This is a genomic window from Pinibacter soli, from assembly GCF_029961145.1.
Lineage (GTDB): Bacteria > Bacteroidota > Bacteroidia > Chitinophagales > Chitinophagaceae > Pinibacter > Pinibacter soli.
Window position 1 is genome coordinate 430,374 of the sequence record NZ_JASBRG010000007.1, and the last position, 26,160, is coordinate 456,533.

The 26,160-nt window shown below is 41.9% G+C and carries 20 protein-coding genes; 12 read left to right on the forward strand and 8 right to left on the reverse strand.

All coding sequences use genetic code 11. The features are described 5' to 3' along the window. Window position 1: 1 nt before the first annotated feature. The 4 genes from QJ048_RS12740 (at window position 2) to QJ048_RS12755 (ending at window position 6,382) form a co-directional block, all read left to right on the forward strand. On the forward strand, window positions 2–1,426 hold the full coding sequence (locus QJ048_RS12740; protein ID WP_282334744.1) for a phytoene desaturase family protein: 1,425 nt from the start codon (window positions 2–4) through the stop codon (window positions 1,424–1,426). Window positions 1,427–1,590: 164 nt separating this feature from the next. Continuing rightward, a complete protein-coding gene (locus tag QJ048_RS12745; protein ID WP_282334745.1) occupies window positions 1,591–2,955 on the forward strand; it encodes a YeiH family protein in 1,365 nt (454 codons plus the stop codon). Window positions 2,956–3,246: 291 nt separating this feature from the next. Further along, a complete protein-coding gene (locus QJ048_RS12750) occupies window positions 3,247–4,173 on the forward strand; it encodes a family 2A encapsulin nanocompartment shell protein (protein ID WP_282334746.1) in 927 nt (308 codons plus the stop codon). Further along, window positions 4,157–6,382, forward strand: coding sequence for a family 2A encapsulin nanocompartment cargo protein cysteine desulfurase (locus tag QJ048_RS12755; RefSeq protein WP_282334747.1), 2,226 nt, complete (start codon window positions 4,157–4,159; stop codon window positions 6,380–6,382). Before QJ048_RS12750 ends, QJ048_RS12755 begins: the two co-directional genes overlap by 17 nt. A gap of 160 nt (window positions 6,383–6,542) precedes the next feature. Here QJ048_RS12755 and QJ048_RS12760 read toward each other — a convergent pair whose 3' ends face one another. Beyond that, window positions 6,543–9,995 carry a T9SS type B sorting domain-containing protein gene (locus QJ048_RS12760; RefSeq protein ID WP_282334748.1) on the reverse strand — a complete coding sequence of 1,151 codons (3,453 nt, stop codon included), beginning with the start codon at window positions 9,993–9,995 and terminating at the stop codon, window positions 6,543–6,545. Between the two features lie 58 nt (window positions 9,996–10,053). Further along, window positions 10,054–10,809, reverse strand: coding sequence for a hypothetical protein (locus QJ048_RS12765; protein ID WP_282334749.1), 756 nt, complete (start codon window positions 10,807–10,809; stop codon window positions 10,054–10,056). A 151-nt stretch (window positions 10,810–10,960) separates the two neighbouring features. Here QJ048_RS12765 and QJ048_RS12770 point away from each other — a divergent pair, with 151 nt between their 5' ends. The 3 genes from QJ048_RS12770 (at window position 10,961) to QJ048_RS12780 (ending at window position 12,987) form a co-directional block, all read left to right on the forward strand. After that, entirely contained in the window at window positions 10,961–11,683 is a 723-nt protein-coding gene (locus tag QJ048_RS12770) for a hypothetical protein (RefSeq protein ID WP_282334750.1), read from the forward strand. Window positions 11,684–11,776: 93 nt separating this feature from the next. Further along, window positions 11,777–12,313 (forward strand): GNAT family N-acetyltransferase, encoded by a 537-nt coding sequence (locus tag QJ048_RS12775; RefSeq protein ID WP_282334751.1) that lies wholly within the window; start codon window positions 11,777–11,779, stop codon window positions 12,311–12,313. Between the two features lie 83 nt (window positions 12,314–12,396). After that, the gene (locus QJ048_RS12780; protein ID WP_282334752.1) at window positions 12,397–12,987 is read left to right on the forward strand and encodes a dihydrofolate reductase family protein; all 591 of its coding nucleotides are present in this window, start codon (window positions 12,397–12,399) and stop codon (window positions 12,985–12,987) included. A 56-nt stretch (window positions 12,988–13,043) separates the two neighbouring features. Here the strand turns inward: QJ048_RS12780 and QJ048_RS12785 are convergent, their stop codons facing one another. Beyond that, window positions 13,044–13,436: a hypothetical protein gene (locus tag QJ048_RS12785; RefSeq protein WP_282334753.1), complete on the reverse strand. Its 393-nt coding sequence runs from the start codon at window positions 13,434–13,436 to the stop codon at window positions 13,044–13,046. 223 nt (window positions 13,437–13,659) lie between these two features. Here QJ048_RS12785 and QJ048_RS12790 point away from each other — a divergent pair, with 223 nt between their 5' ends. After that, entirely contained in the window at window positions 13,660–15,453 is a 1,794-nt protein-coding gene (locus QJ048_RS12790) for a DUF885 domain-containing protein (RefSeq protein WP_282334754.1), read from the forward strand. Between the two features lie 228 nt (window positions 15,454–15,681). Next, the gene (locus QJ048_RS12795) at window positions 15,682–16,413 is read left to right on the forward strand and encodes an outer membrane beta-barrel protein (protein WP_282334755.1); all 732 of its coding nucleotides are present in this window, start codon (window positions 15,682–15,684) and stop codon (window positions 16,411–16,413) included. Between the two features lie 14 nt (window positions 16,414–16,427). Here the strand turns inward: QJ048_RS12795 and QJ048_RS12800 are convergent, their stop codons facing one another. Continuing rightward, window positions 16,428–17,069 carry an endonuclease III domain-containing protein gene (locus QJ048_RS12800; protein ID WP_282334756.1) on the reverse strand — a complete coding sequence of 214 codons (642 nt, stop codon included), beginning with the start codon at window positions 17,067–17,069 and terminating at the stop codon, window positions 16,428–16,430. A gap of 314 nt (window positions 17,070–17,383) precedes the next feature. Between QJ048_RS12800 and QJ048_RS12805 the strand changes: the two genes are divergently transcribed. Further along, the gene (locus tag QJ048_RS12805; protein ID WP_282334757.1) at window positions 17,384–17,812 is read left to right on the forward strand and encodes a DUF2975 domain-containing protein; all 429 of its coding nucleotides are present in this window, start codon (window positions 17,384–17,386) and stop codon (window positions 17,810–17,812) included. 41 nt (window positions 17,813–17,853) lie between these two features. Here the strand turns inward: QJ048_RS12805 and QJ048_RS12810 are convergent, their stop codons facing one another. Beyond that, window positions 17,854–18,615, reverse strand: coding sequence for a carboxypeptidase-like regulatory domain-containing protein (locus QJ048_RS12810; protein ID WP_282334758.1), 762 nt, complete (start codon window positions 18,613–18,615; stop codon window positions 17,854–17,856). Between the two features lie 35 nt (window positions 18,616–18,650). Further along, on the reverse strand, window positions 18,651–19,292 hold the full coding sequence (locus QJ048_RS12815; protein WP_282334759.1) for a hypothetical protein: 642 nt from the start codon (window positions 19,290–19,292) through the stop codon (window positions 18,651–18,653). An 86-nt stretch (window positions 19,293–19,378) separates the two neighbouring features. On the opposite strand from QJ048_RS12815, the gene QJ048_RS12820 reads away from it, so the two are divergent. Beyond that, window positions 19,379–20,398: an AraC family transcriptional regulator gene (locus QJ048_RS12820; RefSeq protein ID WP_282334760.1), complete on the forward strand. Its 1,020-nt coding sequence runs from the start codon at window positions 19,379–19,381 to the stop codon at window positions 20,396–20,398. A gap of 139 nt (window positions 20,399–20,537) precedes the next feature. After that, window positions 20,538–21,281, forward strand: coding sequence for an ankyrin repeat domain-containing protein (locus QJ048_RS12825; protein ID WP_282334761.1), 744 nt, complete (start codon window positions 20,538–20,540; stop codon window positions 21,279–21,281). A gap of 775 nt (window positions 21,282–22,056) precedes the next feature. On the opposite strand, the gene QJ048_RS12830 is transcribed toward QJ048_RS12825, so the two are convergent. Then, entirely contained in the window at window positions 22,057–23,433 is a 1,377-nt protein-coding gene (locus QJ048_RS12830) for an alpha-L-fucosidase (protein ID WP_282334762.1), read from the reverse strand. Window positions 23,434–23,501: 68 nt separating this feature from the next. Further along, window positions 23,502–25,988, reverse strand: a complete 2,487-nt coding sequence (locus QJ048_RS12835; RefSeq protein WP_282334763.1) for a polysaccharide lyase family 8 super-sandwich domain-containing protein — start codon at window positions 25,986–25,988, stop codon at window positions 23,502–23,504. Window positions 25,989–26,160: the final 172 nt, after the last annotated feature.

Here is a 26,160-nt window from a genome sequence, read left to right on the forward strand (position 1 = left end):
GATGAACGAAAGAAAGGACTATGACGCAGTGGTTGTAGGCGCGGGCCCAAATGGTCTCGCGGCAGCAATTACTTTGCAACAGGCAGGGCTATCGGTGCTATTGATCGAAGCAAAGAAAACAATAGGTGGCGGTATGCGCACAGCGGAACTCACATTGCCCGGTTTCAAACACGATGTATGTTCCGCCATACATCCAATGGCTGTCATGTCACCATTTTTTAAAACATTGCCTTTGGAGGCTTTTGGACTGGAATGGATAGAACCGCCAGTGGCCGCTGCACATCCACTTGATGACGGTACAGCGGCGGTTCTCACCCGTTCTCTTGAAACAACTGCACAATTGTTGAATGAGGACAAAGAAGTGTATCTAAAAGTTTTTGGAAAGCTGGTAAAGCAATGGAAATCGATCCAGCATGATGTGATGGCTCCATTGCACATTCCGGAGGCGCCTTTTTCATTTGTTGATTTTGGCACAAAAGCACTGTTACCAGCCACTCAATTTGCGAAGCGTTTTAAAACTGAAAAAGCAAAAGCTTTATGGGCGGGCTTAACGGCACACGCCGTTCAGCCGCTTGATCGGCTTACTACATCAGCTATCGGCCTGGTGCTTACCACTGCTGCACATACCGGTGGCTGGCCCTTGCCAAAAGGCGGTTCGCAATCATTGGCAGATGCGCTGGCATTTTATTTTTTATCGCTGGGCGGAAAAATAGAAACAGATACACCGATAAGTTCATTGAAACAATTGCCATCTTCACGTGCCGTGTTGTTTGATGTTTCTCCAAAACAATTGTTGAAAATCGCCGGACATAATTTTTCGTCACTATACAGATCCCAATTAACGAAATACAGATATGGCATGGGTGTGTTCAAAGTAGACTGGGCGCTCGATGGCGCCATTCCTTTCACTGCAGAAGAATGCAGGCTGGCTGGTACGGTCCACATCGGCAATACATTGACGGAGATCGCGGCTAACGAAAAAGCAACTTGGCAGGGGCAACACCCTGAGAAACCTTTTGTATTGCTGGCGCAGCAGAGTTTGTTTGACTCATCACGTGCACCCGAGGGCAAACATGTTGCATGGGCTTACTGCCACGTACCAAATGGTTCTACCAAAGATATGACAGCAGCAATAGAGAAGCAGGTGGAAAGATTTGCGCCTGGTTTTAAAGAGCGGATCATCGCAAGGCACACATTCAACACAAGTGAACTTGAGCAATACAATGCCAATTACATTGGAGGCGATGTGATCGGCGGCGCCACTGATATAGGTCAATTATTTACCAGGCCCGCATTACGCTATTCGCCGTACCGAACATCAACAAAAGGTATTTACATATGTTCTGCCTCTACTCCTCCCGGTGGCGGCGTGCATGGCATGTGTGGATACAACGCAGCAAGCAGAGTACTGAAAGATCTGTTCTGAAAAATATAGTCTATTAAAATAGTAGACTTATGTAAAAAACAAACTATTTTTACAACCATCAATTGAGTAAAAAGATTTGAACCCATATTTGTACAATCATCCTTAACGATTATCCGACGATAACTCATCGTCAGTTTCTCAGGATACAACAACCAACAAAGCAAATGTCAAACGAAACGATCAACAGTAATATTTTATCGCCGGAACTCTCGATTTCTGCTCCGGCAAAAAGAAACATCTTAAAGGGGCTCCATGAAGATGTATGGGCCGTAATCATAGCGGGGCTTTTGGTTACAGGAATTCTTACAAGCGCCTTTCTTTCGCCTGACTTTCATTTTAAAACACCCGTTTTTCAGTGGTCCAATTCACAAGAACTGCTGACAAAAGTTTTGTCTTTCAACAATCTGTTCCTGCTTGTTATTATCGCTGCGGTGTTTTGCTCATTGTCTTCTATTGCAATTTTATTTTCCGTAGGCAATGTACGCAGATATATTACCGGCTTTCTATTCATTTACCTGCTTGCACTTGTATCGCTGGTGGTTTCCGGCAATAAGACAATTAGTTTTTATGGCATAGAATACGTTGTATTCGGATTGATGTTGGGTTTGTTGTTAGGCAATCTAACGAAACTGCCAGACTGGATCAAAGAAGCTGCACGGTCGGAGTTCTTCATTAAAACAGGGCTCGTAATTCTTGGCACTAGCATTCTCTTCACAGATATTATAAAAGCAGGATTGCCGGGGATCCTGCAGGCGATCTTTGTTGTTGCTGCTGTTTGGTTCTTCGCACTTTGGTTGTCACGTAAATTAAAAGTGGATGATGAGTTCGGCGTGATACTTGCTTCTGCGGTTTCCATTTGTGGCGTGTCCGCAGCTATCGTTGCATGCGGAGCGATCGGCGGAGATAAAAAGAAGTTATCGTATGTCACCACCCTGGTCCTTCTTGTCGCAATTCCTATGCTTATTTTCATGCCATGGATCATAAGAGAAACAGGCATATCAGAGGTAGTGGGCGGCGCTTGGCTCGGTGGCACGCTTGATACTACTGCTTCTGTAACGGCTGCTTCTGAATTGGTTGGCCCCACTGCCACTAAAGCAGGTGTAATCATTAAATTTTCACAGAATGTACTGATAGGTGTAGCGGCATTTTTCATCGCCGGATGGTGGGTATGGCGCAAAACAGCAGGCGTGAATGAGAACGCAGAAAAACCATCTTTAAAATTAGTTTGGGAACGCTTTCCAAAATTTGTGATTGGTTTTATTGCAGCGTCTCTCCTTTTTTCATTCATTATTCCAATCGAAGCAGGCAAACAGGTATCTGGCATCTTCAGCAGTTTGCGTACAATATGGTTTGCCCTCGCATTCGTTTCAATCGGTCTTGAAGCAAGATTTTCGGATCTGTACAAAATGGATGGTGGCCGTCCGGCACTTGCTTTCATTGGCGCCCAATTGTTTAATATTCTATGGACATTGCTCTGGGCCTGGTTATTGTTTGGAGGCGTTTTACTTCCTGCTCCGGATATACAATAGATACAAATTCCATCATAGCATAGCTCAATTACCATTAACCAAAACGACTGGCTGTACACATTACGTGTGCAGCCTTTTTTTCTTTCGTATTACTTTTAAACAACGATTTTTATTCTTATCTTAAAACAGGTAAAGCTGAAAACTTTCACTATAAAAACCATAGCTCGCCTAAACGGTTGTCAGAATAATATCGTTTGCTCAAACCTATCCTCAATTCAATTGTTACACTGCATTGTCTTCGTTTGATCGTATATAGAAAGGCTTTTTTTACTAATAATAAATACAAATTACATGGCAGATCCTAAACAAACTTACCAACAGACTGCGCTCGGCGACAAAGCAGCACGGCAGCTCGCAATTGCCACCCGTACCGTTCCGCAAATGGTTACCATCAGTCCCCGCTGGCTTACAAAAATGATGAGTTGGGTTGGTGTAGAGTCAGGTGTTTACCGCCTTAACAAAGTAAAAGACGGAACCGCCATTGAGGTAGATTGTTCCGCACGAGACGAGCGTGTGTTACCACAAACATTCGTCGACTATATTGAAAATCCGAGAGAGTACAATCTCGCTGCGGTACAAACCATTGTGGACGTGCACACCAGAGTTTCTGATCTGTACAGCAAACCTTATAATCAAATCAGCGAACAGCTTCGCCTTGCAATAGAAACAATTAAAGAGCGCCAGGAAAGCGAGTTGATCAATAACAAAGAATATGGGTTGCTGCACAGTGTGGCCAAATCACAGGTCATTAAAACACGCACGGGTGCACCCACTCCGGATGATCTTGATGAACTGATTTCGCTGGTATGGAAAGAGCCCGGCTTTTTCTTACTGCATCCTTTGGCCATAGCAGCATTCGGCCGTGAGTGTACACGCAGAGGAGTTCCTCCGCCAACTGTGTCATTGTTCGGTTCGCAATTCATTACATGGCGCGGCATCCCATTGATTCCTTCTAATAAACTGCCTGTAGAAAAAAATAAATCAAAGATCATTCTGATGCGCACAGGCGAAAGCAGACAAGGTGTTGTCGGCTTGTTTCAACCGGGCTTGCAGGGCGAGCAATCGCCGGGATTGTCTGTACGCTTTATGGGCATTAACGACAAGGCCATCGCTTCTTATCTGGTTTCATTGTATTGCTCATTGGCCGTATTGGTTGATGATGCTATTGCAGTATTAGAAGACGTTGAAATAGACAAATACCATGAGTACAAATATTGAGCCCAATGGTTTGCCGGACATTGCTTTTTTGGAGCAATTGGCAAATCAATATTTTAAAGAAGTGCCTGCGTCACAACAAGGGGATTTCAACACAACACAACGCCCACCTTATGCAGGACAGGAATCAAATTATGACACACTGATTGGTCAGTCATCATTGGTGCCGGTTGCTCCCATGGCGGGAACTGTTCCGCTGCAACAGCCGTCTGTGGCGGGTTCAGGCGCTTCTTCCTCTGTAGGAAGTTATGCTAATTTTATTGATCTCGGCAATACAGCACCAGAACCGCCGCTACCGGCTTACAACAGCAATGGTGACGGTGTGCCTGTTTCTGTAGCTGGCAGTGGCGCGTCTCCGTCAACGATTCATCATGGCAACAATGTTGATTTTGAAGATCCGCAAACAAGTTTTCACGATCCTAATTTGAAAGGGATCAACAACAGAAATATTCCGGGCGACAGCGTGTTTTCTCCTGCAACTGTTTTGAAAGAATATGGCGTAGGCTTTGATCAGTATACACCGTTTAATGACTCCCATTTTAAACAACCGGTTGCGACTGAACCACCACTCGTGTCCCGCAGCAGCAGTGAAGGGGGTGTACCTCTTTCGGTGGCAGGTAGCGGCGCATCGCCATCAACCATACACCACGGCAACAATGTTGATTTTGAGGATCCGCAAACCAGTTTTCATGATCCTAATTTATCGGGGAATGACAACAGAAATATTCCGGGCGACAGTATGTTTTCTCCGGCAATTATTTTGAAAGAATATGGTGTAGGTTTTGATGAGCATGTCCCATTCAATGATTTTAATTTCGGACAACCGGCTATTGATCAATATCCTGCTGGCTATGAATTGCCTGCTACAGGCAATGAACAAGTACCGGGTTTTTATTTTTTACCAGACAATCACCTTACGGGAAACAGCACGCAGCCATTGATCAACGAGCCTGTCCTTGCCAAGAGCACGTATTCCACTTCTACACTACTGCCATGGGGTTTTGATGCCAATATCATCAAAAAAGATTTTCCAATACTCAATGAGCGTGTGAACGGTAAGCCGATTATCTGGCTGGACAATGCAGCTACCACGCAAAAGCCGCGACAGGTAATTGACAGGATCAGTTATTTTTATGAGCACGAAAATTCCAACATTCATCGTGCTGCGCACACACTTGCGGCGCGTGCCACAGATGCTTATGAAGAGGCTCGCAAAAAAGTGCAGCTGTTTATCGGTGCAGGTTCGCCTAACGAAATCATTTTCGTGAGAGGTACAACCGAAGCGATAAATCTTGTTGCGAAAAGTTGGGGCGAACAAAATCTTGCAGCAGGCGATGAAATTATACTCACGCACTTGGAACATCACGCCAACATTGTTCCCTGGCAACAACTTGCGGCAAAAAAAGGGCTGAAGATCCGCGTTGTTCCTGTGGATGATGACGGACAGGTTTTACTGGATGAATATGCTAAACTCCTGAATCCAAAAACCAAACTGGTTTCTTTTACGCAAGTGTCAAATGCATTGGGCACTGTTACGCCTGTAAAACAAATTATACAAATGGCAAAGCAGGCGGGTGCAAAAGTATTGCTCGACGGTGCACAATCTGTTTCACATCTTCGTGTAAACGTGCGTGAGTTAGACGTAGATTGGTTTGTATTTTCCGGCCATAAAATATTTGGTCCAACAGGGATAGGTGTTGTGTTTGGTAAAGAAGCTTTGCTAAATGAAACGCAACCATGGCAAGGGGGCGGCAACATGATAAAGGACGTTACTTTTGAGCGTACTCAATTTCAAAATGCACCTTACCGCTTTGAAGCAGGAACCGGCAACATAGCAGATGCAGTGGGTTTGGGTGCTGCTCTGGATTATGTAACGCATCTTGGTATTGACAACATTTATCGTTACGAACATTACTTGTTGCAGTACGCTACTCAGCTAATGAAGCAAGTGCCGGGGTTAAAATTAATCGGCACCGCAGCGGATAAAACCAGCGTGCTTTCATTTACTTTGAACGGCTACACCAATGATCAGGTAGGACAAGCACTGAACCAGGAAGGTATTGCAGTACGCACAGGCCATCACTGTGCGCAGCCAATCCTTAGAAGGTTCGGTTTGGAAAACACTGTACGTCCTTCATTGGCATTTTACAACACATGCAATGATGTAGATGTAATGGTCGCTACATTGAAAAGACTTAAAGGGGTGAAGTAAGCGTGCAAATTATTGCGTTGCAGAATTTAGAAAGTTCATAACAAAAAGCCTGTAAACTTTGCATCTACAGGCTTTTTGTTTTTCGCGAGTTTAAGTGCAAAGTTATTTTACCTCTGTTGAGAAATCCTGTTTTGGTTCCATTCATAGCCTTTTCCGCGTATTATCTAAACAGAGTGACAACGCCCTTTTGTTGTTGTTTTTTTCCGTCGATATCTATTAATGAGATCGTCCAGATGTAGCTGCCCGTTGGAGCCTGCAATCCGTTAACAGATCCGTCCCATCCTTTCTTTATGTCGTTGCTTGTAAACACTTTTTGTCCCCAGCGATTGTAGATGTCCATGGTAAATAATTGAACGGGGAAAACATATTTCACCTTGAATACATCATTATTGCCATCATTATTTGGTGTAAAGGCATTGGGCATGTTTAGCAGACAAAGAACAGTGCCAATACGTATCGTGCCGTTGTATGACCCACAAATGTTGGTGGCTTTTAAAGAGTAAGTTCCTTCGCCAGAAGCAGTGAAATACGGCATCGTACTATTGTCCTGCCACAGAAAATCTGCCTTCGTGTTTAATGCGGGCGACAACGTTATGGCTGAGCCTTTGCATATTGCAGTATCATTGCCGAGGTTGAATTTTGGCTGAGCGAGGTACTGAATCTTTATTTCGTCTTTTGCCTCGCAATTTTCGATGGACGCTACAACATTGTATATTCCTGCTTTTGATATAACATAATCCGCAGCTCTGCTCCCATCCTGCCATTTATACTGTGCGTTTTGATTGTAAGCATGCAGCATTTTAATGTCACCTTCACACAATGTGGTATCATTGCCCAAGCTTACAAAAGGCGTTGTGATGTTTTTTACTTTAACGGTGTCGCTAAACATACAGCCATTGCGGGATGCCTGCAGCCAATAGGTTCCGGCCAATGTAATTGAAAGCGAGTTGGAGCTGCTTCCGGTGTTCCATAAATAAGCAGCGTTACTAATTTTGAAGTCATAGATCAACGTTTGTCCGGTGCACAGCGTTGTATCATTGCCTAATGTAAAATATGGCAGGGTATTGATCTGTTTAACCTGCAAAGTGTCTGCTGTTTTACATCCGTTCAGGTAAGCCGTTACAATAAAGCTGCCTGCTGTGGAAACGGTCAGGCTGCGGGAAGTGGCTCCGGTATTCCATTTATACGTGTCGTATCCCGCGCCGGCATCCATCAATAGCGTTTGCTGTTCGCAAAGACTGGTGTCATTTCCAAGGTTTATCTTGTTGATCTGTTTTACCGTGACCTGCACAGAATCTGTTGCATAGCAACCGGATTCCAAAATTGCCTTTACTGCATACAATGTATCACTTGCAGGAAATACCCTCATAATATTTGCTGCAAGCTGGAGGCTATTGTAGTTAACCATCCACTCGTATGTTTTGAAACCGGCAGGTGCAGTAATGGAAATCGTATCGCCTTTGCAAATACTCATATCGGAACCCAGCGTCATGGGAACAGGCGCATGATCAGTGATCAACAATGTGTCACTGTATGTATTACCACAGGCATCTGCCACGGTTACATAGTATTTCCCAGCCATTGTTGCCTGGAATATTGAGTCAGTTGAACCGTCCTGCCATTTATAAGAAGCGTATCCTTTATGTGCATTTAAGGTGATGGTGTTGCCAGGGCATATTTCTTTATCGGCTCCCAGGTAAACATTCCCAGGCGCCGCCATTACCGTAATTTTTGACGAGTCCATTAACGTCTTGCAGCCATTGATCGAAGCATGAACAAAGCCTTCCCATGACTTCTTAAAAGTGAAATGAAAGGTCGAATCATTAACCTGTAACAATGATTTAACCGCTGTTGTGTCGTAGTCAAAAAAAGGAATAGCGCCACATGCCGGATTTTTCCTGACAAGGAAAGGCAAAGGTTCGTTTACACAAACAGTGTCTTTTTGAAAGACCATCGATATCGTATCGCAGTGCGCTATCTTTTGACAACCGGGCTGCAAAGTCAGGCTGGCATTGAAAGCCCTGTATGCTTTAAACTGGCTTTCACTAAACACGTTTGCTCCCGTTGAATCAAGCGACCACTTAGCCCATTGTGCTGTAAATGGCTGCACGAACAGTGAATTATCGTTGTAGCCCAAACAATCTGATGCTGTGTCGGAAAGGTGCAGTTTCATGAACTCCAGCTTAAAAATACCCGCGGGATAATTGTAGTTTGTTTTTATGTCCAAATCGCCACCATCATCCATGCGAAGGGAATTAGACGAATAGGGAACCAATTCCACTTCGTACCTGCGCTTTCTTTGCTTCAAAAGGCTTTTGCCTTTATACTGCACAAAATACATGTCTGATGTGGTGTTATCAATATCATTTTTCATGATAAAGAAACCACTGCCATCAGGATAAATTGTATTGTAACTGGAATTTATGTTGGGTTGCACGGTGCTTCTAAAAGAGTAAGTGCTGACAAGGTTTAGCTTCTCGTCGAACTCACCAAACGACATTTGATAAAACGGGGTTACACCGTTCCATTGGTACTGGTAGTAACCGTACGGCGCGCCGCTTATCATGTAATGACCGTTGTTCAGTTTCGTGACCTCTTCGTTTTGTAAAAATCCGGGCTTGCTGCCGGCCGTGTCAGTTATTTTAAAATAGTTCGTTTGCAAAGTATCGCCTTTGTTTTTGTCGATGCGGAATGCAGTAAGGTAGAGTTCGTTGTTTACTGACGACTTGCTGAATGTGATTATTTCATTGGCAGTTACATCAAGACCAAAAGGCCTGTCGTAGGAAAAGTTTTTGCTCTGGTATAACCTGCTCCAAACGATATGTCCGTCGTTCGTGTTCAACCTTATGAGTGTATGCCCTGCGAGCCAGTTTGGCCCGATAAAAAAAACATCGTCAGAGGAAGGGTCTTGCAGGATTTGTTGTACATAATAATAATCGCCGCTCCCGTGATAATTTTCCCATAGTCTTGAAGCAAATATTTTTGTCCAAAGCAAATTGCCTTTGTCGTCTGTTTTGGAAATCAACAAATCATCATTGCCCGTTGTGCGATTCACAGTGCTACCCACTAGAAGAATGGAGTTATCCCTAAGTTCGAGCACTTTATAATAATTGAGCCATTCGTTGCTATTGGCTTTTTTTCCTGTGCTGTCATAATATTTGGACCACAGCACATTGCCCCATTCGTCCACCTTTGTCAGCATTCCGCCGATATTGTAACTATTGTTCATGTCCTGGAACTCGCCGCAGATCAGGATATTATTGTCCGACGCTCTTATTGATTTGTTGAAAAACAAAGCAATGCCATCCTGTTGTAAAAAAAATCTTCCGGAAGTATCGTTACAATCGCTGCGAATAGGGCCGTTTAACGAAGCGGGACTTATTGATTGTCCTATGAAAGAAGCAGGACCGGCACGTAACCCGGCCATTTTTGCGGGCGTTGAATGAAATAAATCCTGCTTATCGAGTCGCCCGGTAATTCTTTCCCTTTGCAAAAGCATTATTGAGTCCAGCTCACCTCGCTGCATAAAAGACGGCGACTGACTGGTTTGCGCGTAGGAGGTGCATGCCATTAACAGAATGATGCTAAAGAATAGGGTTATAAGAGGTCTCATTGGGTTTAATCGGGCATTTTACGCAATTAATGACCAGGGTTAAGGATCATAAGCTGTATCAGAATTTTATAGTAAGTTTCTGCGAAACAAGTTTATCGTCTTTATAATATTCGAAGAACCATTCGCCGTTTTTCCTGAACACAATGCCTTTAGAGATACCGTCATCTGCAATAAAACTATCCTGCTGGGAAGTTTTTAGAAGTGTCATCACTTTTTTAGGAGTGGTGTCTATTAGTTGGTAGCCATTGGGATTGGCTTGCGCATATAAGACATTACCATTTTCAGTAACTGTAGCCGGCACACCTACGCCAACTGCAACTACGGCTGCTGCAGGCACAGCGCCCACCCCTGTTTGCACAGCCGCCGGTGCTGCAAGGGTACTATCGTATTTATAATGTGCATTATGAAGTGATACGAAAGCGTTTTGCAAGGCCTCTGAATATGCAGTGCCCCATTCCTTTTCGGAGCTTTTCCCTTCAACGCTTTTAAAAACAACATTGCCCTGGCAATCTTTCAACAGCAGCGTTAAAACAGTCGTTAAAAACTTTTTCTTCTCTACAACTTCCGCTTTTAACGCACTGCATTTATTGGCAGCTACTTCTGCCGGCAACGTTTCATCCGTCAGGTAAGCGGAAAACCCTACCGATTCCAGCAAAGATTTTGTAAGCATGTTCACCCCATACTGATTATCCGATTTCAAAAAATCAAATCGCTGGGGCACTAAAACATACTTGTAGCTGTTGATAGTATTTTGTGATTGCGAATGCGCGGTGACAGTCAAAGACACTGCCAGTAATAGTGCAACTAGTTTCATATGAGTTATTGTCGTGTTGTCACGAAGATATATAAACTTGCAATTAGAAGCGCTTGTTCTTTATAACCTTCCGGCGACACATTTCTGAATTGATTTCAAAATATTATTTTTAGAGTCGTCATCTGGGCAAACCCTTGTTTTTCATACAATCATGTTGAAATATTTATTCATAACGACTGCATTCCTAATCCTGGTGGGTTGCCAAACTCCCGGTAAAAAAGAAGAAATTCCGCAACGGCTGTTGTCGGTAATCAATTATTTTGACAGCAACAGGATAAAAGAACTTGATACCGTGAAGTTTGAAAAGAATATCAACGGTGGAAATAACTATTGGAGAGTGGCCGACTCTGGAAATATTAGCTTTACTTATCAGCGAAGTTTCCCGGACAGAACAAACTTTGATTACGCCCTTCTTGTTTCGGATAGCCTTGAAAGAATCTGGATTTCCAACAGGTTCGTTTTTAGCCGATTTTTTCCAATGAAAATAAAATTGCCTCCGAAGAACATCCATATGATTTTAAATCAGAACGGACTGATTGACATTAAACTATCCTGGGTCAATAACAATTATGATGAGCAACATGATGTGCTGTTTAGTGCTGTTGAACCAGATTCTATATTTATAAGTACAAATCCTTTCGACTATTTTAAGGCAAGGACCAAAACAATGGACAGTGTTGGAATAGAGGGAATTTCAAAACCTACTTTTGGTAATATTTTTATAATAGAACTAAAGGGCGGAAAAGAATTTCTAGACTATTTGCCAGATAACATTTTGATTGTAGACAACTATAAACATACTTTCGATAGCGTAATCTCAAAAGGAACAAGAATAGACCGGCATTGGGTATGGCACAAACTACCCGCCCATTGATGGTGTTTCAATCCGACCCCCAATTTTCCTATCAGAAAACCTCATGACAATCATGAAAATCTGCGTTCTTTTTTCCACTCAAAAAATCAAGCAATGGAAAACATAGAGATAAAACCCGTAACTAAAAACGATGTAGCTGATCTTCAAAAAATAAGCATACAAACTTTTACAGAAACGTTTGCGGCATACAATACTGAAGAAAATATGGCAAAATATTTACGCGAGTTCCTTTCCTTCGGCAAGCTTTCTGAAGAGTTGGATAACGCGTATTCAACTTTCTATTTTGCCACGCTGAATAATTCAATAATTGGTTATGTAAAACTAAACTTCAGCAATGCACAAACTGAATTACAGGATAGCAACGGCATGGAGATCGAGCGCATTTATGTTTTGCAGGAATATTTCGGCAAAAGTGTTGGACAGGTTCTATTTGAAAAAGCGAGACAGGTGGCGGAAGAAAAAAATCTGCACTATATGTGGTTGGGCGTCTGGGAAAAAAATCCAAGAGCCATCAGCTTTTATAAAAAGAATGGATTTATTGAATTTGACAAACACATTTTTAAACTGGGCGAAGATGAACAAACGGATATTATGATGAAGAAAATCTTAAACAATGGTAAATCAGTTTGAGACACAATTGCCCCACAGATTGACGTTTTTGCCCCTCACGGTTTCAGGATGTGTGAGCTACATTTGTGAAACAAATCAAACTTATGCGCAAGTTAATTGTGAAGATGTCGATGTCGCTCGATGGTTTCGTGAGCGGTTCCAATGACGAGAGAGATTGGATCTTTAAGACCGGAGACGAGGAGTCATCAGCGTGGAGTGTTGGAGTTATCAAAGAAGCGGGCATTATTATCATGGGCAGAAAATCTTTTGAAACAATGGCTCCTTACTGGCCTACTGCCACGGGGCCGTTTGCCGAACCGATGAATAACATACCTAAAGGAGTTTTTACAATAAAAGGATTTAAGAGTATCGATGCGGTAAATACTACAACTGCGAACCAGTCACCCAATGCAGATTCATGGACCAACGCCCGGGTTTTCGACGGCGATCTTGCGGAGGAAATCAGCGCACTGAAAGCTGAAAACGGGAAACCGATAGTTGCTATTGGCGGCGCCGGATTTATTCAAAATCTTATACTAACCGGCCTCATTGACGAGTACCAGCTTGCGATTCACCCAGTGGCGCTAGGTGCAGGATTTCCAATCTTCAGCGGTCTCTCAGTACCCCTTTACTTAACGCTGGCAGAGGTAAAAGCTTTCCCGAAAGGAACGGTGGTACATACTTACCGCAAGTAGCATTATCAAGATTTTTTAACAAGCGGCCCGTGATTACAAAGCACAGGGAGTCCCTATCACTCAGGAATTTGATAACCGGGAACTAATTTCTCAAATGTAAACCGATACTCTTTTCTATGATGGACCAGGATTATCGTATCTGTCCGTGAGGGTTTGATCACAATATCTCCAACCTCTGCGATGCTGGCAAAGGAAAGGTTATAGTCCGCGTAATCGGGATAAAAAGTAAATACCTCATTCACTCCGTCTATTTTAATGCGTGTACCGCCGTTACTTGCATAGACGTAATTGAGCGTTCCATTACGGATATCTTTTTTGTAAAACGCGATATACTGCCTTCGACTCTGCGGAACACCAATAAAGTGTTGCCAAAGCGTCGTCATCAATATTGCAACAAGAAAAAAAGTTATCGGCCATTTAGCGCGTTCGAGATTTTCCTTTAGTGTCATTTCCCTGATTTATAAAAATAGTACCTGTAATTAATCAATTGAAAAGTATCGCCAGCTCCCGTGCCCGCCAGACCAAACTGCCATGATCATTGAAACCGGAGAATGCGAAAATTATTAGGCGTAAATATAGAAAGGTTTCAAAACCTTTCTATATTTACGCCCTTGCAGGTTTCCCATAAATTTTAATACTAAAAATCACACCCTAGACTCAACTATGTTGCTTATGTCGTTAACCCCCTGGAAAATCACCCGTTCGAAATTGATTGTCCTTTTTATTGCAGCCTTGCCAAACGTAAAGCTTGTCGCTCAATCTACTGGCAAAAATGAATCACTGCACCTGCTTTTTGATGAATATCATGAAGAAGGCCTAAAGCTCAATCCCCTCAGTGCCACAATGGAGGGCGATGACCGGTTCAACGATCTGTTGCCTAATGATGGTGCCGCATCGTTTATAAAAGCCAGCCATGCGTTTTATACAAAGTATCAGAATTCTCTAAAGACATACAACTATCAAAAGCTAAATGCACAGGATAAACTCTCTTATGATATCCTGATGGATGTTATTGAAAGAAGATTGGGATCCGAAAAATTTCATCCAGAGTACATGCCTGTGAACCAGATGGACTGCCTGCCTCTCTTGATTGGGCAATTAGGCTCTGGCAGTAGCTTTCAGCCTTTCAAAACATTAAAGGATTATAATGACTGGCTCAAAAGAATTGCTGCTTTTAGCCATTGGACGGATACGGCAATTGCCAACATGAGAAAAGGAATAAAAGCCGGTTACGTTTTACCAAAGGCACTTGTGGTAAAGATGATCCCACAGATGACAAGCCTCGCGGAGATGGACTCTTCCAAAAGTATCTTTTACGGACCGGTAAGAAATTTCCCGACGGACTTTTCTAAAGCAGACAAAGCTAGACTAACTGCTGCTTACTTTACATCCATTAATCAGCAACTTATTCCTTGCTTCAAAAAGTTAGCAGACTTCCTCAGCAATGACTATCTGCCGCAGGCAAGAACAAGTTCCGGTATTAATGCTTTGCCGCATGGAGATGAGATGTATCGTTTCGCTATTTATTACAATACAACCACGCACAAAACAGCAGACGAAATATATCAAACGGGCTTAAATGAAGTTGCCAGAATTACCGCAGAGATGGTAAAAATAAAGGACGCTATTGGTTTTAAAGGATCGCTGAACGACTTGTTCCAGTTCATGAAAACTAACAAGCAGTTCATGCCATTTAAAACAAAAGAAGAAGTATTGAATGCAAACAGAGCCGTGCTAAGTAAAATCGATGAGCATTTAAATAACATGTTTGGGGTGAAGCCTCGAACACCCTTTGAAATAAGAGAAGTAGAAGCTTACAGGGCCGCAGCAGCGCCGCCTCAGTATGCAGCAGGATCACCGGACGCAACAAGACCGGGCATTTATTATGTTCCTATTGTTGATCCTACCAAGATCAACACGACCGCATTTGCATTGGAAGCGACATTTTTACACGAAGCTATACCAGGGCATCATTTTCAAATATCACTGCAACAGGAGAATAACGATGTACCTAAATTCCGAAGGTTTCTCGAAAATGGGGCATTTGTTGAAGGATGGGGACTATATGCAGAATCGTTAGGAGATCAGCTGGGCTGCTATACGGATCCATATCAGAAGCTCGGTGCTCTGGGAAATGAAATTCACCGTGCTATCAGATTAGTGGTTGATGCCGGCATTCATACCGGCAAGATGACAAGGGAAGATGCCATTCGTTATATGATGGATCACGAATCGCTTTCTGAAACCAGGGTCATAGCAGAAATTGAGCGTTACATGGCGGATCCCGGGCAAGCCGTATCGTATAAAACGGGCGAACTGAAAATAAAAGAACTTCGTGATAAATATCAAAGGCAGTTAGGTACAAAATTTAGTTTAAAAAGCTTCCATGACGCAATTTTAAACGGCGGTCCGATGCCTTTGGATGTGTTTGAAAGGTATATGGATGACTGGGCCAAAACTTTGTAATGGATTGCGGCCTTTACAACAACATCCGCAGGGAAATTGGTAAAAGGCATACGAGAATATAACGTTTGCATTTATCGGTTAAATGGGCATATTCTACCAAGTCTTGCAATGATGTACATAATTTCACTGCCAGAACAAACAGATTAATAAGATCACGTCTCTAATTCGCCAAACAGGCTAACCGGCAAAAGACGTGATTTTATTATTCTATAACCAAAATGCTCTACAATGAAAATCAAGACAACAGTCATTATTACTTTCATGTTGGCATATAGTACAATTGCACAATCGCAGGTAATCATCTCGCTTTTGTTTGGTGATAAACTCAATTCTGAGAAACTGAATTTTGGCTTATTGGTCGGCAATTCCTGGGCCCATTTGTCGGACTACAAAACATCATCATCATTATCTAACTTCAACCTGGGACTATACTTAAGTCTGAAAATGAGTGAACGTTTTTTCCTGCAATTTGATGCCATGGCAAAATACAGACTAGGCTCAAAAGGCCTGCCTGTTTATAATTTGAACGACGTGCCACTGGACACTTTATTTGCAACAGGACATGTGAAAAGAGAACTCAATTACCTGGGCCTAGTCACCACTGCACAATACCGGGCGTTTAACTATTTCAACATTGAAGCCGGTCCGCAGATCATTTTACGAACGAAGGCGAAGGACATATTTTACACCGATCGAAATAATGGCACGCTGAACTTTGAAAAAGACATTTCAGACGCAGCTACACGTTTCGATATAGGCGCAATGACCGGCATTTCATACCAGATAAAAGGCAACGGTGTAAAGATTGGCGTACGCTACTACTTCGGTTTTATCGACATTTTTCCGCAGGACGCCGGCTCCAATACCAATCGATCTTTTCAGCTGGGCGCATACATTCCCGTGGGAAGAAAAAAAGCACTGGCGAAGAAACAACAGGCGGAAAATAAACAAGGAAAGTAAATTGGTAGTGTGAATTATCCCACCTTTACCTTTTGCCCGTTATAATACGCACAAACCTTGTTCATCAAACATTCTTCACATAAAGGCTTTGGCCGGCAAATATCTCTTCCAAGAAAAGACATCGACATACCGGCTTCCCATTCTTCCCGGGGAAGCACGTTCATGATCTGCTTTTCGATTTTAACAGGGTCGTCGCTTGTCGCAATTCCTAGTCTTTGAGATACTCTTACGACATGCAGATCTACTATCACGCCTTCATAAGGAGCTCCGGCAAAACGCTTGATCACATTCGCAGATTTTCGGCCAATACCTGGCAACTCTACCATCTTGTCTATTTCAAGTGGAATATTCTTATCTCCTTTAACGCGGGTGGCAATTTCTACGAGCCACTTTGCCTTATTGGCCGAGTTGATGACTTTGGCAAGCAAGGGCATCAAATCGTCAGCTGTTGCTTTTGCAAGAGAAGACATATTAGGATAGACGTTGAAAAATGCAGGGGCAATACTATTGATCAGCTTATCATTGCTTCTTGCAGACAAGACCACCATGACGACCATTTCATAGAGGTTTCCTGCCTCTAGCGGATGCGGTTCATTTTTGTATTTTTTGATCAGAGGTTTGACGGCTTTTGACCAATCGATTGTAGAAGTTGGCATGAGCAAAAAAGTTGTAAATAAAAATAGCCATTAAAATAAAGTATATAAAAAATAATTTTCGCTCACCTAAACAATATTCTACCGGACGCGAAAGGAACAATGAAACGCTAGCGGAATGCATACTTTCGAGAAAAGAAAAAATCCTAAAAAATGAAGAGAGAAAATAAAACTGAAAAACTGCAACTTTCGAAGAAGAACCGTTTGTTTCAGCGAGAAGCTGGTAATTTGATATACTCCTAAAACTAAACAAATACTAACTTAGTTTTTCAAAACGCTCTCATTTAATAAAGTACACTTTCTTTTGACGACATACAATGAAAAAAAATTCAGTAAGACTTTTTCAGGCGCTCATTGTGTTTATTGGCATAGTGACACTTGCCATTTTGATCAGGTTTCCCTTAACAGAAGGCAGAGCTGCAAACCTCGATCTGTTCAGCATTTATGCTGACCCGTTCATCTTGTATGGATACGCAGCATCGATCGCTTTTTTTGTTGCACTCTACCAGGCGTTCAAATTTCTTGGATACATCGGGCAAAATAAAACATACTCATTAAGATCAGTGGACACCATAAAGCGAATAAAATATTGTGCAATCGTATTAAGTGTTTTAGTGGTAATAGCAGGACTATACATAAAGGTGTCACACAATAAAGATGATGATCCTGCGGGCTTTCTTGCTATTTGTGTTGTAGCTATTTTAGGTTGTATCGCAGTTGCGACCGGCGCGGCAGTAAACTCATAAAATCAATCAAGGTCTTCGTCTTTTCTTTTATTACCACTATCCTATTCTGTTACATAAAATTCAATATTGTATTCCGTTTCGCCGAGGTAGCCATTTTTACCAAAAATCACTGTTTTAGTTTCTTCGTTATTATCATCCTGATGCCGGTTATTGAGCAATAATGTTTTACCGTTGTATACCGCTTTTACTGTGTATTTCCCAATCGGTATATCTTTTACCATAAAAGTGCCGGCAATGTCCTCTACCGGCCTTTCAAATGCAGCAGCAACGGTTCCATCAATCAAATTTGCTTCGTCGGGATAAGGTGTAAACACGAGTTTTATTTTCGTCATGTTCACATCAGCACCAAACATGTATAGATCAACATGTGCACCATAATAGCCAGTACCGCCGGACCGCTGGCCGCTGAGCCTCCATTTGAAGTTTCTGACAGCTCCGCTGGCTTTGCTGAAAGTCCCTGTATTATCCGGTTCCAGGTCAAACTTATATGTTTGCCCGTAAGCGTCTTTTGTAAGCTGGGCTTTGGCAGTCCAGTCACCTGCAGGATCATCGGGTAACGACACCTCGTATTTCCCTTCGTTATTACTGGCAGCAAGAAGATAACTGTTATACCACACTGTGTGTTCAATGGTAACGTTCGCGCCTTTAACTGGCAGATCTTTAGTATCGGTTACGATACCGGTTACAACGCCATTCTTCGTTCCCGTGGCAGGAGCATCAGGTAAGCCAGCATTTTTGCTACAGGCAGTTACAACAGTACTGCATATAAATGGCAATAGCCAATAGAATGTTTTGTATTTCATGTGAAATATTTTTTCGGTTTAATGGCTGGATATTTTCACGCAACCTTTGAGACATGCGGTTTGTCTTGGGAAATCATGTGGCTGTCTTCCAATCGTATCTGCCTGCTCAGGATATACCTGAAATAGTAAGCAACAACGAATGCGGCGGGAATACTGATGGATGTCCATGTGGCAAGATCTTTTGCAATGCCATGGAAATCTTTGTAATACTGAAGATATGCGCCCAGACCGATCAAAATACCTGCTACAGCGGCCAGCAAATAACCGAGTATACATTGCCATATCCATTTTGCGGGAGATTTAACAAACGGCCGTAGTTGTATGGCGTTGATGATGCCGATGGAGAGGAACATAAAAAGAATATCGAAGGGTACGAACAAGGTATAATAGCCCAGCCAGAACACCCATGGTGTAAAGAAAAGAAATGGCCAGGCGTCTGACAGGGTTTTCTTTTTTCCTATTATCTCAAATGTTTTGTTTCTCGAAATGGCAACGAAGAATACAAAAATGAATATAGAAATTGTATGCATGATAAACTGGGGCGTTGTTAAAAGTTTATCATGATCGCCTGTAAACCCGTGCGCAATAAGAGGGTGCAAAAGGCCTAATAATCCGGGGTAAACGAGCAGATTGCTAACCACCCATTTTCTTAAAAACATGCTTTTAGTGTTGTTCATAATAGTGTAATTTAGAAACACAAAGGACCTTCGTTTTGCCGGCCTGAAAAGGCATCTTTTATTCTTAAAATGATATATTTTGCGCCATGGGTTTACAGGGAACTGTTATACGCACCATCTTTCAAACAGCTACTTCATTCGGGGCGGCATTTGATGAACTTTGCAAGGTGTCACACATCAATGCGGATGAAGTGGGCGACTCAGAAAAAATGGTTGAATGGGAAAAAGCAGCGTTGATTTGGGTGCCACTTTTAAAGATCACCGGCGATCCCTTAATCGGTTTACATATAGGTATCGGCACGCCTAAAATGCTCCATGGCATGGTTGGCTTTTTGATCCAAAGTTGTAAAGACCTTGACCAGGCCTTGCAAATGTTAAGCCGGTATGGCCACATGGTGTCGCCGATGGTTTCATATAAATACACAGTCGATGATGTGGCCGTGCTTGAAATAGAACAGAATAAAATGTGGCTGCTGAAGCATCCTGAACCGGCAAGGCAGGCAAACGATTTTTTATTTGCATCAACCCTCAACACGTCCGCAGCTCTTACAGGTAAACGCATTGTTCCGTTAAGGGTAGAACTGGCTTATCCAAAGCGGGAAGTTTCAGAATATCAAAAGTTTTTTGGCTGCGACGTACTTTTTAACCAGGAGGTGAACCGGATTATTTTAGATAAACAAGATATGGCCACCACCATACTCACCAGCGATCAATCTATGTTTGAGCGCTTCAACTCAATGGTAGCCGAAAAGCAGGCGCTACTCGCAACCAACACGACCAGTGGAAATTTGAAACAGGTATTGTTCATGCAGTTCAGGGGAAGGATACCTTCTATTGACGAAGCTGCATCAGCATTGGATATGACAACCCGCAGCTTGCAGCGAAAACTGATGAACGAGCACACTACCTTCCGCGATGTTGCCGGGGAAATTAGAAAAGATATTGCTTTTCAATTAATGCAAAACCCGGCGATAAAAATATCGGAAGTTTCAGATATCCTGGGCTACTCTGATCCGACTGCATTCAGAAAAGCCTTTAAGTCGTGGACGCACGCAGCGCCACGGGCGATAAAAAAAGCTGGAGTGCATAATTACGGCCAGCGTTAAGTTCAAACCACATGGCAGCATTGAACCCGAAGAATGGCGTGTGGGATCAGGATTTTGCGCAACCAGATGATTGTTCGCTACCTTGTAATTTATGATCGACGTGAGTGGTTATCTTATTTAAACACTTTACAATTTCTAAATGGACTATTTACAAAAAATTATCGGAGACTTTGAAATACATTCTGTCGAAGGAATTAAGGAGTGTTTTGAAAACGGAGTTGACCCAAATCAATCATATAATGGAAAGCCGCTGATTTATGAGATGATAAACATGTATTTGCGTGGCTCTGAATTCAAAAACTGTATGCAGGCTTTTGTAGATTTTGGTGTAAAATTCGAAGACAAAGTTTTATTGACAGTTTTACTTGATGATGCCAATTCACTTGATAAACTTTTAATTGGTGACAAAAAACTGCTATTTAATAAATACTCATTGGACTGTACTTTTACGCCGCTTTATGAAGCCTCTCTTTTACATATTTGTGCAGAGTACAACCATCTGTCGTGTGCTAAAATTCTTGTCGAACATGGAATTGATATTAACATAAAAGCGGGACTTGACCACAACGGCTTTGGTGGACAAACCCCAATTTTTCATACGGTTAATCAACATGCCAATACTTGTAGTGATGTGATGAAATTTCTTGTTTCGCAAAATGCAGACTTATCATTAACCATACCTGGGCTTATCTGGGGAAAAGGTTATGAATGGGAGACGTTTATTCCTTCCGTTAATCCTATAAGTTACGCAATGATGGGACTACTCCGACAGTTCCAAAGAACAGAACAGCAGATTTATGAAATAGTATCTCTGCTCTTGAAAAGTAATTATGGGATAGACTATTTTCCGACAAACATTCCAAATAAATATTTACGCACTTGAAATGAAACTTGAAAAAATAGAAAGGACAATTTAAATATTTATTGCACAATAAAGTCGAAATCTTCTATAATATATGAGGTCAGTAACCCTTTTTTAAATGACAAATTCAAATAACATCCATTACAATTGCCAGCTTTATATGCAATTCGCATTGCATCGGTTGACGAGAAATTACTAATCGACTTATCTTTTCCTAAAAACAGAAAACTAATTGAGTTGTGTGTACCTGATGCACTTGAAAGTTGTATTCGGTAAACCTTACATTTCATGTATATCATTTCAGACGAATAAACCGATTTCATATTTATGTAATCGAATATCCAGGAGAATGATGAACCAAAAACTAATACTGAAAGAAAAATACTTTTTACGAGTATTATAAAGTCGGTAAAAAAAATCGCGATACTCTCTTTTATCTTAAAGAAGACTCTTCTAATCAAGTATATTATTACTATTCCAAAAGCAGAACCGGCAAAATAAACTAGAAAAGGAATATATGGATTTAAGAAGATCAGCCTCTTTGTGGAGTAATTATGAAAAAGCATACTTCCCGTAAACATTATCGTAACAACTACAATAAAATTATCAAACTTCTTTTCATTCATTTTTATACCTTTTAAATCCCTAAATCAACCGCTCATTTTTACAGGATCAATATCCATTTTATCTATCGTTCGAGATGCCCTGCGGAACATCTCGAACAGCAAGATATTAAAGAGCTGTGCGTTAACATGACTAACAGACACAATAGAAAAAACAAAAAAAAATAGACTTTCTACATTTCATTTTGCTTCAACACTAATTCTACTACCGGTATTTCATACAAAGGCTTTTTAGCAGGTAGCTTTAGTACGATATCATCTCCCTGTACTTCAAATTTCAATTCAGAGTTATCAAATAAAAACTGCGCATATTTCAGTTTGCTTGCATAGCCCGTTAAAATCAATTTACCATCAGAAGGATAATTATATAGATGCACATACAACCTTTTGCTATCAGCATTATAGGTAAGCTTGTTTCCTTCGGGCACTTTATATTCTTCAGGAGCAAAAGTACATTTGTAAATTGACTTGCTGTTAGCATGCATCCAATCAGCAAGGCTGTCTAAAGCATTTTTTGCCCTGTAGTCAAATTCACCACGGGCAGTGGGCCCAACATTCAGGATCAGGTTGCCGCCATTGCTAACAGAAGAAATAAGCAGGTCGAGCAGTTGTCTTTGCGACTTCCATGTATTTTCATCTCTGTAATATCCCCAGGAACCTGAAAATGTTTGACAGGTTTCAAATGTCTTTCCCTTGAATTTTGCCAGTGTTTCGGGCTTCACTTGTTCAGGCGTTTCAAAGTCGGCGCCATCTTCGTACTCGCCTAAGTCCAGGCGGTTATTAACGATGATATCGGGTTGTAATTTTCTAACCTGTTTCAACAATTCCACTGAGCCCCAATCGTCTTTCCCTTTTCCGGGCAAATTGCCTTTTGAAGCAAATGAAAAATCCAACCACAGCAGATCTATTTTACCATATTTGGTGAGCAACTCTGTAACCTGATTGTACAAATATTTTCTGTACACGGCCATGTCTCTGTTTTTATTCAATTGATTGAACGCCGCTGCTGTATCTGTCATGTTTACCGGACGCTGCGGATGTTGACGATCGATGGTAAAATCCGGGTGGTGCCAATCAAGCAGGGAATAATAAAACCCTACTTTAATTCCTTCCGCTCTGAAAGCATCTACAAACTCTTTTACCAGGTCTCTCTTTGCCTGAGTATTGGTGCTTTTATAGTCGGTGTATTTGCTATCGAACAAACAAAAACCTTCATGATGCTTGGTAGTTAAAACTGCGTATTTCATGCCGGCTGCTTTCGCTTGTTTCGCCCATAGTTTCGGATCGAATTGATCAGGATTGAACTGATCAAAATATTTTTGATATTGTTCATTGGTTAGTTGTTCCCTGAATTTTACCCACTCATGGCGTGCGGGCAAGGCATATAAACCCCAATGAATGAACATCCCAAACCGGGCATCTGTCCACCATTCCATCCTTTTCGCTTTCTGCTCTTTTGTTTCATTGCCTAATTTCTTTTGGCCAAAGGAAAAACTTGCCAACATTAACAATGATGCAAACAAAACAAGTTTGCGTAGACGATCTTTCATTTCGTAGTTTTTTGTTTATGGTTTATCAAAATCTAAGTGACAAAGGTTAACTTGCCGTGCGTATCATATCAAAAATTTAGTTTCTGCACAACCGGCTTTCCTGTCAATTTTCCTTGTGGTAATTCGAATACAAATGATTTATTGCCGAGCGTAATAGTGATCTGTTTCAAATCAGTTCTCATAAGTGGATCTTGCACAGAAACCACATATTCTTTGTTGATCAACTCAAGTTGTACAATGCAAGGATCAGAAACGCTTAATTTAACGCCCTGCCGATCAAGCTTTGTGTTTCCTTTATAAAACACTGCCTGGCACAAATTGCCATCTGATGATTTTACTGCCTGTATCAAAGTATCGTTTTGCAATACTGCAAAAGGCAATGCAGCAGACGGATCATCTTTTCCACAGTACACAACATAGCCGTAGGTATCGTTCTTTACCTCACGGCCATGATCGATCCAAAGTCGCAGGATATCCACAGCGGCAGGTAAATCTTTCACCGCGCTGTTAGCCTTATTCATCTTTAACCAATCTGTTGTTTTTGTTTCGTATGTATAGTAGGCAGTCTTGCTGTATTTTGGTAAAACGGTGTACGCAAATTTATCCTGCTGCTTTACCCAAACCGGTTTGCCTTTATCAAAGAATGACGGAATGCCAGGTTTTGCTTTTTGCCAGGAGCCATTTTCGAGCACTGCTACCTCACTCTCTTTTGCCGTTTGATCAATGGTGGTGCGAATAGTACCTTCCAATCCGGGGCGAAGATTGTTAACACCCGCCCCTAAAGCAACCAGGTAATCGCCCTGTATAAAATAAGCTTTGTGTACCTGCACGCCATAGATAGATTCGTTTTCACCTTTATTGTTTCCTTTATCATTCACATCGTCTCTATCGGAAGCATTCATTTTTTCAAAAACAAAACCTGCCACCGCATTTTCTCCTCCTGAAGTAGCCGCCCCGGCAAAATTGAATTTGCTGTTATAGCCTCTCCAGTTGGTAACGGGTTTTATTTTATCCATGCCTTCACGAGCGGTAACGCCCGGAGAAGCAGTAACATCCCAGCCACCATATATTTTCCGATACTCTGTTCCGTTACGTTGAAAGAGCGTCAGCCCATCATTATTAAAAAAGTTATAGCAATCGGCAAAATTGATAGCACTTTCAATTCCATCACACCTGTTGGAAGCCATGTTCACCATAATGTGATAGTTAGGGTTTTTCTTGATGAGATCGTCGTTATTAAAAAACCATCGGGTGCCATTGTACAAGCCGCTGGCAAACTGCAGCATATTAATATCTTTCGCATTGGCCTCACGGATGAACTGCTCTATTTCATTTTGCTCTGTACCTGTAAAGGAAAACTTCCAGTTTTTCATCAGGCTATTTGCAAGTCCCAACGAAGGGATCGTACTACTACTTTTAACATAAACCGACGAGCCACGGTCCAGGCATGGAGGCGCGTAGCCTTTATAATCGTACCAGTTGCTCCCTCTGAAAAAATTGATTAGAGTTTCTTTATTTTCCTGCGTTAATTTCTTTTCCCAGGGAGAGCCTTGTAACATCACCAGCATGTTCAACGCATTGTTGCCGCCATCAATCGGATAGCCCCAGATCAAGCATTGCTTGCCATGCCCCCAACCTGCTCCATCGGCAGTAAACCCTTCTATCCAAAATGACTCATGATATGTTGCTTGGGAGGCTTGGCTGATGCCGCGTTGGCAAACTTCTGATAACAGATCGATCATGGGAATGGACTTGTACATAAATGCTGTAGGTAATAGCGAACGATAGGCCAACGCGTTGCCGCCCACCCACCAGACATGGTTTCTGAAGCGTTCTATCTGCACCACATTCCTGTCGGTGGAGTCATTGCGCAATGGTTGGGTCCAGCATTGCAAAGCCACTTCTTTCAATTTAAGACAAGCATCTTTTAGTAGCGGATCATTGCTCTTGCCAGCTTCTACTTCATCCATTTGTTTGAGCAACGAAAAATAAGTATTTACTGCCGCCGTAGGAATCAGGAAACAAGAGGCATGGAACCTTGGCGCTGCATTGTTTCGGCCCGTTTCGAGATTAGAATAACGAATAATGGCTTTGAGATATTTATCTGCTAATACATCACTTTCATTCAATTCACCACGACGATAAGCGTCTGCTATTTTCCAAAGGCGGTTCATTGCTTCCGATACCACTTTCGCAATTACATCGCTTTGTGGCGTATATTTTGAAATCAACATTTTTTCATCCGCAATCTTCGTTTCCTGTTGCGCCAGATCAGTAAACTGTCCGTAGTCTCCAAGTAAGCCAAGACATTCCCGGCTACTCATTTTCACTTCATTCAATTGCGCATATCGATAGGGCGTTTTGTTGAAACCTTCGCGGTATTTTTTTATGGCTGCTTCTTTTTGTGCGTCTTTTACCGTCATGGCTTGCGTGGAATATTTCACATAGTTGTCGTAAGCAAACTTCCGTTCTGCATCTTGTGCCCAACATTGAAGGGCACAGGGAATAGCAGAAAAAACAAGCATTATATTTTTTATTTTTTTATCTGTTATCATTTTTCAGTGTGATTAACCTTGAAGTATTAGCCGGTATAATATAAAGCAGTTTGTTGTTTATCTAAGTTTCTCTGTAATGTTTTTTGGTGTTTTTCGGCGTTGAACCATTTCGCCTCAATGATAACTAAAGGCGCCGCCTCGAAGGAGAGCGGCATCTTGATCATTAAACCAA